The organism is Geobacter sp. PheSNFMC (assembly GCF_059620965.1).
In genome coordinates this window covers 1-10,661 of the sequence record NZ_JCAMRN010000098.1, presented here as the reverse complement: position 1 = coordinate 10,661, position 10,661 = coordinate 1, and the positions used below count along the sequence as shown (strand labels likewise).

The window sequence follows — 10,661 nt, the reverse complement described above, 5'->3', positions numbered from 1 at the left end:
CTCTCCTGCATGAAACGCGACTCCTGACTGAAGGGTACGGCCGCTGAGCGGACCGGTAAAAAACAAAAGACGAGCGTGACGCTCGTCTTCAAAGTATGGTTACTATGACAATTCTGCCTTGAAATGACAAGTTAAAAGTGGCGATGGGGTTGATTTCGACCCAATACCCATGGCATATATGTTGCTGCGTTATGTTCAGTCTCACGCAATCGGAATGTGCTGCCATGTCACTGTTCAAAGACGTCCTTCATACGCTTGCCCGCGGCGCCATCAAGGAAGACCGCCCGATCATGGCCTTCATGCTCGGCCTCGCCGCATTGTCCGTCAGCCTCATCATTGTCGGGCTGACCAGGTAGAAACCGCCGTGAACCGTCGCTTTCTCTCTACACTCCTGTCGCTTTCCCTGGCCGTGGGCCTGGGAAGTTCGCCTGCCGCAGCGGCTCGCCGCCTGCCCGTGGACCGCGGCACCGTCACCTCCGGTATCGGCTGGAGGCTCGACCCCTTTGGCAGCGGCCGCCAGGTCTACCATCACGGGGTCGACATCGCCGTGCCCGAAGGTACCCCGGTCTATCCCACCGAGCAGGGCACGGTCCTCCATGCGGGACTCTACAAGGGGTACGGCAATCTGGTCGCAGTGGACCACGGCAACGGCTATGTTTCCCTGTACGGGCACAATGCGACACTTCTCGTCAAAGAAGGACAAAAAGTCGACACGGCCACGGTTCTCGCCCTGTCGGGCAACACCGGGCGCTCAACCGGCCCCCATGTCCACTACGAGGTCCGTCAAATCCCCGGGTATGCGCAGAAAGCGCGGGACCGGATGGATGAGCAGTTGAAAGCGCTGGTGGCGGAACGGATCGATGGGTGGGTGGCAGAGCACGTGGCAGGCACCGCCCAGGGTGACGGAACCGATGCCGGCCCCCGGGACCCCCTGGCCGAACTGGCGCTCCCCTCGGACGACGGTTTCCAGTAGCGGCAGGTCACAAACCTTTGCGATAGCGCACCAGCAGGTACATGCAGAACACACCGACAGCGGCCATGGCGGCCACCAGCCACCACGACACCCCCCTTCCCAGCCCCAGATAAAGCAGCGGGTAGAGAAACGCCCCGTTCAGCAGGGTCACGGCCAGAAACACCAGCAGCGTCCTCACAGCCTCTCCCCATGGCGCGCGAACCCCGGTTCATTCATAGCGCAGTGCCTCGATGGGATTGAGTCCCGCCGCCTTGCGGGCCGGATAGAAGCCGAAAAATATCCCGACCCCGCCGGAGAAGGCAAAGGCGAGCAGGATCGCCTTTGATGAAACCATGGTGGGCCAGCCGAAAAACTGCGATATCAGGGTGGCCCCCCCGATGCCAATGGCCATGCCGATGAGTCCCCCCAGGAGAGTCAGGAGCACCGCCTCGGCCAGGAACTGGAGGAGAATGTCACGCTGCCGGGCGCCGATGGCCATCCGGATGCCGATCTCCCGCGTCCGCTCCGTGACTGAAACCAGCATGATGTTCATGATGCCGATGCCGCCCACGATCAGCGAGATGGATGCCACGGCCCCGAAGAGGATGGTGAGCATCTTCTGGGACTGCTCCGAGGCGGCCAGGATCTCGGTCAGGTTCCGCACCGTGTAGTCCCTCTCTTTTGCCGGCCCGATCCGGTGGCGCTGGTCGAGAAGCGTTGTCAGTTCCTCTTCGGCCTGATCCATCAATTCCCGGCTCTTGGCCTGCACCATGATTGCCCCCACGGTGTTGGGAAACTGGGAACCGAGGATCTTGCGCTGGGCCGTACTCAGAGGCAGCAGGATGATGTCGTCCTGGTCGCTTCCCTGGGGGGACTGCCCCTTGCGGTCCAGCAACCCCACCACGATGAAGGGGACCCGCTTGATCCGGACGGTTTTGCCGATGGGATCTTCGGAGCCGAAGAGATTCTCGGCCACGGTCTGCCCCAGGATACAGTTCTTCGAGGCCCCCTCGATGTCTGAAGGGGAAAGCTCCCGTCCCGACACCACCTGCCACTCACGCACCTGCAGGAACTCCGGGGTGACCCCCATGATCATGGTCGACCAGTTCATGTTGCCGGCCACCACCTGAGCGGTTCCCCGCACCGTTGGGGCAGCGCGCAGCACCGAGGGGAGTTCGGTGTTGATGGCGCGGGCATCGTCCTGGGTCAGGGAGGGCACGGAACCGGCGCCGACACGGAGCCCGCCGCTGGTGGTGGAGCCGGGGATTACCAGAATGATGTTGCTGCCGATGCTGGCGATGACGTCGGACACCACCTTCTGGGCGCCGCTGCCGATGGCCACGATGATGATGACGGCCGCGATGCCGATGATGATGCCGAGCATGGTGAGAAATGAGCGCATCTTGTTGGCGAGCAGGGCCCGCAACGAGATCCGGAGGCTCATGAGGAGGTTCATGACTGCCCCCCCCCCGGCGCGGACACGGTGGTATCGGCAATGATCCGGCCATCGCGGAAGGTTATGGAGCGGGACGCCCACGCAGCGATGTCGGGCTCGTGGGTGACCATGAGGATGGTGATTCCTTTGCCGTGGAGTTCCGCGAAAATCCGCATGATCTCTTCACTGGTGGCGCTGTCCAGGTTACCGGTGGGCTCGTCTGCCAGGAGCAGGGCCGGGGCGTTCACCAGTGCCCGGGCAATGGCAACCCGCTGCTGCTGACCGCCGGAAAGCTGATTGCTGTAGTGACCCGCCCGTTCGGCAAGCCCCACCATGGCCAGGGCCGCCAGCGCACGCTCGCGCCGTTGCGCGGCGTGGACCCCTGCGTAGACCAGGGGAAGCTCGACGTTTTCCCGTGCCGTGGTGCGAGGGAGGAGGTTGAACCCCTGGAAGACGAAGCCGAGCTTGCGGTTGCGGATGGCGGCCAGCTCATTCTGCGAAAGCTCGCCGACGTTCACTCCCTCCAGCAGATAGGTGCCGGAGGTCGGTACGTCCAGGCAGCCGAGCATGTTCATGCAGGTGGACTTGCCGCTGCCGGACGACCCCATGATGGCGATGAACTCCCCCTGCTCCACCGAGAAGGATATGCCCCGCAGGGCCTCCACCCGCTGGTCCCCCATGGTGTAGACCTTGGCGACGTTATCGAGCCTGACGACCGCGCCCATCTAGAACCGCATCCCCATGGGAGATCTGCCGCTGCCTCCGCTCTTCTGTTTATCCCTGGGCGTGGTCTCCTGAACGATCACCTCGTCGCCCTCCTTCAGGGCTCCGGAAACGATCTCCACATGGCTGTCGTTGCCGAGGCCGGTCTGCACCTTCACCGGCACCGGCTTCTTCTCCGGCGACAGGATGAAGACCTGCTGTCCCGCCTCCCGCTTCGCCTTTGCCGGACCGGACGGGGCGCGGCGTTCACCCTCGTCACCGTCCGCGCGGGGCTTGAACCGCAGTGCCGCCATGGGGACTTTGAGCACTTTTTCCTTTTTGCCCACCTCAACGGCCACGTTGGCAGTCATGCCCGGCTTGAGCTTCAATTCGGGATTGTCCACGGTGATGACCACCACGTAGGTGACCACATTCTGGGTGATGACCGGGGCATTGCGGATCTGGGCCACCCGGGCATTGAATTTCTCGTCCGGATAGGCATCCACGGTGAAGGTAACCTGCTGCCCCACCCGCACGCGACTGATATCGGCCTCGTCCACGCTGGTCTCGATCTGCATCCGGGTAAGATCCTGGGCGATGGTGAACAGGGTCGGGGTCTGGAAGGAGGCGGCCACGGTCTGTCCCACGTCCACGGCCCGGGATATGACGACACCATCCACCGGCGACCGGATGGTGGCGTTCTTCAGGTTGGTTTCCGCCCGGGACAGGGCGCCCCGGGTTTGGACGACCGAGGCTTCAGCGGCCTTGACGGCGGCGGCGGCCTCCTGGGCGCCGGTTTCAGCGGTGTCGAAGTCGCTCTGGGATACGACTCCCTCCTTGACCAGTTGCCGGTTGCGCTCCATGGTCCGCTTGGCATCGGCGGCAGTGGCCCTGGCCTTCAAGAGATTCGCCTGAGCGCTCAGAAGGTTGCCCCTTGCCTGCTCCACGTCAGCCCGAAACAGTGCCGGATCGATCTCGGCGATGACCTGTCCCTTTTTCACGGGGGTATTGTAGTCCACGAGCAGGCGATAGATGGTGCCGGAGACCTGGGTCCCGACCTGAACAGTGGTGACTGCGCTCAGGTTGCCCGTGGCTGAGACGGTGGCAACGACATCGCCCCGTTCCACTTTAACAGTCTTGTAGGTCCGTTCGGGTTCACGTTTGCCGAAGGCAAAATAGATTCCCGCTACGGCTGCGATGACAACCGCCGCGATGATGGCTGCTTTTTTCATTCTCACCTCATGGGGGAAAGATGGCACGGGGATTATATATCAAAAACGGCAGAACGCACCAGCCGTTGACATGAAAAAGCCCCCTGCCGCAAACGACAGGGGGCTCATGGTAACGCCCGCCGCCATCAGGCGGCGGGCCGGCGTCGGCAACCCTCCTTGCAGCGGGTAACCGGACGAAGCATATAGATCGTGGTCCACATGGCCTGGGGTCTCCTTTCAGAGAAATTTCCTCAGTGCGCGAGGTTATAGTTATGATAATCCTGCCCCCCCGCAACGTCAAGGAGCGGAGCCATTAAAGTTTACTCCTTGAATTTCTTGAACAGTTTCAGCAGCACTCCGTCCCGTACCCCGAGGGAGCCGTCGGGGCAGAGTTCGCGGCAGCAGAAGCACCGGATACAGGCGTGGTAGTCGAAATGGAGCCGGCCGTCGCGCACGGAGATGGCCCGTGGAGGGCAGGCGTCAAGGCACGCCCCGCACAGGCGGCACCCTTCGGGGTTCGGCACCGGCCGCGCTGTGAGATGATGGCGAAGCCGGTTCTTGAGGAAACCGGGGAGGCCGAACTGGACGTCCGACAGGTGCGGCAGGCGAAAATCCGGCACCCGGGCATCGTCGGGCGAGAGTCCGGCCGTCGTGATGCGGGACCGGTCCCAGCCATCGATACCGAGCCGTTCGGCGGCCCGCTCGACCCAGAGGAGCTGCTTCGGGATGCCCGCCAGTTCCGCGGCCACCACATCCACCGCCACGGCATTGGCTCCGGCCAGGATGAGCCCCATCGGCCTGGGGTCGCCGCTGCCCGGACCATCACCCTCCATGGCCACAACGGCGTCGACTATGGTCAGATCCGGCGGTCTCAGAAGGTAGATTTCCAGGAGAAGCCGGGCGAACAGCTCCCGGTCGGCGCCGGCTTTGAGGTGCCAGCCCGCCTTGGCGGTTCCGACCACGGCGCCGAACAGATTCTTCACGGCGCAGGTCATGGTCATCATTTCGTGGGTCTTGAGCTTGGGAAGGTTGATGAGCCGGTCGGCTTCCAGGTAGGGTCGCGCCACATCCATGCGCCTGAAGAGCCCGCTGCCCGAAACGGCAGCCGCATCGTCAAACGGGACCAGTTCGGCACCGGCCTCCCGGGCCACGGCGGCCATGCCGCTCTTCTCCGCCACGGCCCGAAAGCCGCCGATACCGGGAGAGTCGCCCACCAGCGGAATCCCGCCGGCCTCCCGGACGAGCCAGATCACGGCCCGCAACGCCTCCGGGTGGGTAGTTACCGCCCGCTCGGGTGTCTTGGCAGCCAGCATGTTCGGTTTGATCAGAACCCGCTCACCGGGTCGGACAAAGGCCCCCATCCCTCCCAGGGGAGCGAGGGCCCGACCCATGGCTTCGGCAACCTCTGAGGGATCGTAGCGTACGGCCCGTTCGACGGCTACCGTGTGCATCCGTTGCCCGGCGTTTCACGCTCCGTGATGAGGCGCACCTGGCGCTCATGGAACCAGTAGTACCAGATCCAGTTGAGCATGACCACAATACGGTTGCGAAAGCCGATGAGATAGTAGAGGTGCAGCAGGAGCCAGGCTATCCAGGCCGCATACCCGCGGAGATTCATGCCGAAAGCGCTGGCCACGGCGGCGCTCCGGCCGATGGTGGCCATGCTTCCCTTGTCGTGATACCTGAAGGGAGGAGCAGGCGCCCCCTGTTCACGGGCCAGAATCGACTTTCCGGCATGGATCCCCATCTGCATGGCCACCGGAGCCACCATGGGCAGGGGAGCGCCATCCTGCTCCAGCCAGGCCATATCCCCGACCACATAGACATCGGGATGGCCGGGCAACGTCAGATCGGGCTCCACCGCGATCCGTCCGCCCGGTTTCTGTTCAACGCCGAGGGTCGCCGCCAGGGGGGCTGCCTTGACCCCTGCGGACCAGAACAGGGTATGGGCCGGGATGACGGCACCGTCATGCAGGGTTACCCGTTCAGGCCCCGCGTCTACCACGCGGGCGTTGAGCAGCACCTCGACCCCCATGCCCCGGAGCTTTTGCAGGGTATAGCCCTGCAGCTCGGCCGGCATGGCTGCCAGAAGCCGGTCAAAGGCCTCCACGAGCACGACCCGGGCAGCCTGAACGCTCAGTTCCGGGTAATCCTTGGTCAGCACGTACCGGACCAGCTCGATGAGGGCGCCGGCAAACTCGACGCCGGTGGGGCCGCCGCCCACGATCACGAATGTCATGAGCGCCCGGCGCTTGGCCGGATCGGGTTCAATCACGGCCCGCTCGAAAGCCGTGAGGATATGGTTGCGCAGCCGCTCGGCATCCACCAGCTCCTTCAGATCAAAGGCATACTGCTCCACCGATTTAAGCCCGAAATAGTTAGTGACGCTTCCTGTGCCGATCACGAGATAGTCGTAGGGTATGGTGCCGTTGTCCGTAGCGACCAGGCGGGACTCGAAGTCGACGCCAGTCACCTCGGCCAGTTGAAACCGCGTACCGGTCCAGCCGCGTGCCATGGCACGCACCGGGTAGGCAATGGACTCCTGTTCGAGGCCGGCGGTTGCCACCTGGTAGAGGAGCGGCTGAAAGAGGTGGTAGTTGTTCCGGTCCACGAGAACCACGTCCAGCCCCTTTTGCGCCAGGGTCCGTGCCGCCCTGATGCCGCCAAACCCCATCCCGATGATGACCACTCGTTTCACGCCGCTCGTACCTCCCTGAAATAAGTTACACGAGAATATCGCCCTTCAGCCGCACCCGCCTTGACACAGGTCAAGCGGGCAGAACAACTGAGGAAGCATACCCCGATTCAGGGCGATACACAACCGGCCTTCGCATGGTTCTCGGAATCTGATATGATGATCCGGCCGCACGCCACCCCAGGAGGCAACCGTGGACAAGGAAATTGCCACCTTTATCCGCTATCTGGAGAGCGAACGCTCTGTTTCGCCCCATACCCGTGCCGCCTACGAGTCCGACCTCGCCCAGTTCAGGGACTTCGTCCGGGGCGAGCTGGACGCCGGGGCCGGGCCGGAGGCCATAACCCACCTGCTGGTCCGGCGTTGGCTCGCCCAGCTCCACCGATCTCACGCCAGGAGCTCCATCGGCCGCAAGCTGGCCGCAGTGCGCGCGTTTTTCGCCTACCTCGTCCGCACCGGCGCCCTGCCCCGCAACCCGGCAGAACTGGTCAGCACCCCCAAGCGCGAGAAAAAAATCCCGTTCCACCTGAACATCGATGAAGTGACCGCCCTGGTGGAGGCTCCCCGGGAACCTGACGTCCTGAGCCTGCGCGACCGGGCCATTCTGGAAACCCTCTATTCCTGCGGCGTCAGGGTTTCAGAGTTGACCGGCCTCAACGTGGGGGGAATCGATCTGGCGGATGGCACGGCCCGGGTCCTCGGCAAGGGGGGCAAGGAACGGGTGGTGCCGATCGGGAGCCATGCCCGGCTGGCCCTGAGTGCATATCTGGCCGCCCGGAATCACCCCGCCCTGGATGCACCCCTTTTCACCAATGCCCGGGGAGGCCGGCTTACCGCCCGCAGCGTCCGGCGGGTGATAGACAAGCATATCCTGAAAGTCGCCGCCATGAGGAAGATCTCTCCCCACACCCTGCGCCACACCTTTGCCACCCACCTCCTGGAGGGAGGAGCCGATCTGCGTGCCATTCAGGAATTGCTGGGACATGCCTCGCTCTCCACCACCCAGAAATATACCCACGTGGGAATCGACCGTCTCATGGAAGTCTACGACAAGGCCCATCCCAAGGCACGTTCGTGAGCCTCACCGAGGCACGCCAAGCCGCCATCGTAAAGGGTTCAGGGCAAGTCTGCAAAAAATCCTTGTCATTTCCGCCAGTATCCCGTACAGTTACCGCTGACTGAACAACGCTCAGGCGGATTCTGCCCTCCGGCATACCTCGAAGCACCCCCGCCCTTTGCTTCATCGATCACTAACCCCCTCTGCTTTCAGCACGCTCTTCGGCGCGGCAGCACACATGGTTGGCGACGATGTTTCATGCCAGTCAGTTCTGTGTTGTTGCCGACCCTGTTTCAGGGCATCGGGTTGCCCTGCGGCGCGCACACAACCTTTTTCCCGTTTCGACGGCAGCTACGGCGGCCCTGACGGCTCGCGCGGCGTGGTGCGTTGCACCCGTGCGGCCCGTTAACGGCTTGCCCCTGGCCGGCGGAACCCACAAGGATCCTTGCATGACCTTTGCTGAACTGAAACTTGCCCCGCACATTCTCAAAGCCGTAGCCGCCTGCGGTTACACAGAGCCGACACCGGTCCAGGCTGCCGCCATCCCCCGGGCACTGGAGAACGCGGACCTGCTCGCCACCGCCCAGACCGGTACCGGCAAGACCGCTGCATTCGTCCTGCCGGCCCTGCAGCGGCTGAGCTCTCCGCCCCAGGGACCCGGGCGCGGTCCTCGCGTGCTCGTGCTCACCCCTACCCGTGAACTGGCCCAACAGGTCACCGACGCGGTGCGGACGTACGGGGCGTTCATGCGGGTGCGGAGCGGCGCCATCCTCGGCGGCATGCCCTACCGCACGCAGCTCCGGCTTCTCTCTTCACCGGTTGATTTCATCGTGGCCACGCCGGGACGGCTGGTAGACCTGCTCGACCGGAGGAGCCTCGACCTCTCCCGCCTCGAACTGCTGGTGCTCGACGAAGCGGACCGGATGCTCGACATGGGCTTCAGCGACGACGTGGACCGTATCGCCGCCGCATCACCAGCCAGCCGCCAGACCTTGCTGTTCACGGCAACCATGGACAGCGCCATGGCCAGACTGGCCGGCCGGCTCCTGCGTGAACCGGAGCGGATCGACATCGCCGGCACCAAGACGACCCATGAGCACATCGAGCAGCGCCTTCACGTGGCCGACGACCTGCATCACAAAAACCGGCTGCTGCGGCACCTGGTCACCGACGGAAACCTGCACAGGGCCATCATCTTTTCGGCAACCAAGCGGGACGCCGAAAATCTGGCCCTGGAACTACAGGCCCAGGGCCATTCGGCCGCAGCCCTTCACGGCGATATGCCCCAACATGCCCGCAACCGGACCATTACCGCCATGAAGCAGGGACGGATCAGGCTTCTCGTGGCCACCGACGTGGCGGCCCGGGGGCTGGACGTTACCGGCATCAGCCATGTCATCAACTTCGATCTGCCGAAATTCGCCGAGGATTATGTCCATCGCATCGGCCGCACCGGCCGGGCGGGCGCCTCGGGAATCGCCATCTCCTTTGCCTCGTTCAACGAGGTGAGCTACCTGGCCCGCATAGAGCGCTACATTGGCCAGACGCTCCCGGAGCATCACATCCCGGGGTTGGAGCCATCGCGCCCGCTCCGTCGCGTAACAGCGGGTTCCGGCCGCAAGCCGGGAATGGGCACCGGTTCAGCCCGGAAGGGCTCCCCGAACCGCTCCGCCGGCGCGGCGCCCGGCAGGACCGGCAAATCGTCGGATCGCACATCCTGGGGGAGCAGACGGACACAGGATCCGGTTGTGGAATATCGGAGCTCAACGGGGCGGCACGGAGCAGGACAACCCCGTCGATCATCATGATTCGCCAGGGGATGCCATTCCCGCATCCCCGCTTGCGACAGCTACGAAAAAAACTACAAAAAAGCCCCGCCGAAGTTCGGCGGGGCTTTTTCATGCCTGGTACAGGTTGACGATCTTACTCGCAGAGGTCGATCTTCACGTCCCAGTTCTTGATCTTCATGGTGCCGTTGCGCTCCAGATTGAGGTGCATCTTGAAGGCGCGGTCCCACAGTTGCGGCTCGTGGCCCACCTTGCGCTTGAGGCAATCGGCGCTGGCAATTTCCAGGTACTCGCTGAGAATCGGCTTGTAGTCCGGGTGGGCGCACTTCTCGATGATCCGCTTGGCGCGATCCTTCGGCGCCAGACCACGGAGATCGGCCAGACCCTGCTCGGTGACCACGCAGTCCAGATCGTGCTCGGTGTGGTCGATGTGGGAGCAATGCGGCACCACGCAGGAAATGCCGGTCGGGTCGGTCTTGGACGGACGGCTCGACGGGGTGTGCATGATCTTCAGGAAGCCGTTGCGGAGGAAATCGCCGGAACCGCCGAGGCCGTTGATCATCCGGGTGCCGCCGACCAGCGTGGAGTTGGCGTGGGCGTAGATATCGATCTCGACCGGGGTGTTCATGGCGATGCACCCGAGGCGACGGATCGGCTCCGGCGCGTTGGAGATGGAGAGCGGCCGGAGGGTGATCTTGTCGAAGTACTTCTCCCAGTTATCGAAGAAGCGGGGGAAGCCGGGGGCCTCGGACAGGGACAGGGAGCAGGACGAAGCGGCGTCCAGCTTGCCCGAGTCGAAGAGGTCGAGCATGGTGTCCTGGA

General features: G+C 63.7%; 11 protein-coding genes. 4 read left to right on the top strand and 7 right to left on the bottom strand.

What is annotated here, in order from left to right; genetic code table 11:
* Window positions 1-224 precede the first annotated feature (224 nt).
* On the top strand, window positions 225-356 hold the full coding sequence (locus AC6CDK_RS16905) for a hypothetical protein (protein ID WP_264158234.1): 132 nt from the start codon (window positions 225-227) through the stop codon (window positions 354-356).
* Between the two features lie 8 nt (window positions 357-364).
* On the top strand, window positions 365-973 hold the full coding sequence (locus AC6CDK_RS16900; protein ID WP_192904909.1) for a M23 family metallopeptidase: 609 nt from the start codon (window positions 365-367) through the stop codon (window positions 971-973).
* Window positions 974-980: 7 nt separating this feature from the next.
* Here AC6CDK_RS16900 and AC6CDK_RS16895 read toward each other — a convergent pair whose 3' ends face one another.
* The 6 genes from AC6CDK_RS16895 to AC6CDK_RS16870 form a co-directional block, all read right to left on the bottom strand.
* Window positions 981-1,151, bottom strand: coding sequence for a hypothetical protein (locus AC6CDK_RS16895; RefSeq protein WP_052269364.1), 171 nt, complete (start codon window positions 1,149-1,151; stop codon window positions 981-983).
* A gap of 30 nt (window positions 1,152-1,181) precedes the next feature.
* A complete protein-coding gene (locus AC6CDK_RS16890; protein ID WP_039642737.1) occupies window positions 1,182-2,408 on the bottom strand; it encodes an ABC transporter permease in 1,227 nt (408 codons plus the stop codon).
* A complete protein-coding gene (locus AC6CDK_RS16885; RefSeq protein ID WP_039642735.1) occupies window positions 2,405-3,112 on the bottom strand; it encodes an ABC transporter ATP-binding protein in 708 nt (235 codons plus the stop codon). Before AC6CDK_RS16885 ends, AC6CDK_RS16890 begins: the two co-directional genes overlap by 4 nt.
* Window positions 3,113-4,321 (bottom strand): efflux RND transporter periplasmic adaptor subunit, encoded by a 1,209-nt coding sequence (locus tag AC6CDK_RS16880; protein ID WP_039642733.1) that lies wholly within the window; start codon window positions 4,319-4,321, stop codon window positions 3,113-3,115. It abuts the gene before it with no gap.
* A 299-nt stretch (window positions 4,322-4,620) separates the two neighbouring features.
* Window positions 4,621-5,751 carry a DUF362 domain-containing protein gene (locus AC6CDK_RS16875; protein ID WP_192904910.1) on the bottom strand — a complete coding sequence of 377 codons (1,131 nt, stop codon included), beginning with the start codon at window positions 5,749-5,751 and terminating at the stop codon, window positions 4,621-4,623.
* Window positions 5,739-6,998 (bottom strand): NAD(P)/FAD-dependent oxidoreductase, encoded by a 1,260-nt coding sequence (locus AC6CDK_RS16870; protein ID WP_066356966.1) that lies wholly within the window; start codon window positions 6,996-6,998, stop codon window positions 5,739-5,741. Before AC6CDK_RS16870 ends, AC6CDK_RS16875 begins: the two co-directional genes overlap by 13 nt.
* Window positions 6,999-7,188: 190 nt before the next feature.
* Between AC6CDK_RS16870 and xerC the strand changes: the two genes are divergently transcribed.
* Together xerC and AC6CDK_RS16860 are read left to right on the top strand one after the other, a co-directional pair.
* The gene (gene xerC / locus AC6CDK_RS16865; protein WP_039642728.1) at window positions 7,189-8,073 is read left to right on the top strand and encodes a tyrosine recombinase XerC; all 885 of its coding nucleotides are present in this window, start codon (window positions 7,189-7,191) and stop codon (window positions 8,071-8,073) included.
* A gap of 428 nt (window positions 8,074-8,501) precedes the next feature.
* The gene (locus AC6CDK_RS16860) at window positions 8,502-9,860 is read left to right on the top strand and encodes a DEAD/DEAH box helicase (RefSeq protein WP_039642726.1); all 1,359 of its coding nucleotides are present in this window, start codon (window positions 8,502-8,504) and stop codon (window positions 9,858-9,860) included.
* Window positions 9,861-9,975: 115 nt separating this feature from the next.
* Here AC6CDK_RS16860 and AC6CDK_RS16855 read toward each other — a convergent pair.
* A partial coding sequence (locus AC6CDK_RS16855; protein ID WP_496639927.1) for an acetyl-CoA hydrolase/transferase C-terminal domain-containing protein occupies window positions 9,976-10,661 on the bottom strand: 686 nt, incomplete at its 5' end.

Excerpts from the sequence above, each read along its gene's own strand:
- AC6CDK_RS16905 (WP_264158234.1), top strand. The coding sequence starts at position 225 with ATGTCACTGTTCAAAGACGTCCTTCATACGCTTGCCCGCGGCGCCATC.
- AC6CDK_RS16890 (WP_039642737.1), bottom strand. The coding sequence starts at position 2,408 with ATGAACCTCCTCATGAGCCTCCGGATCTCGTTGCGGGCCCTGCTCGCC.
- AC6CDK_RS16885 (WP_039642735.1), bottom strand. The coding sequence starts at position 3,112 with ATGGGCGCGGTCGTCAGGCTCGATAACGTCGCCAAGGTCTACACCATG.
- AC6CDK_RS16880 (WP_039642733.1), bottom strand. The coding sequence starts at position 4,321 with ATGAAAAAAGCAGCCATCATCGCGGCGGTTGTCATCGCAGCCGTAGCG.
- AC6CDK_RS16860 (WP_039642726.1), top strand. The coding sequence starts at position 8,502 with ATGACCTTTGCTGAACTGAAACTTGCCCCGCACATTCTCAAAGCCGTA.
- AC6CDK_RS16875 (WP_192904910.1), bottom strand. The coding sequence starts at position 5,751 with ATGCACACGGTAGCCGTCGAACGGGCCGTACGCTACGATCCCTCAGAG.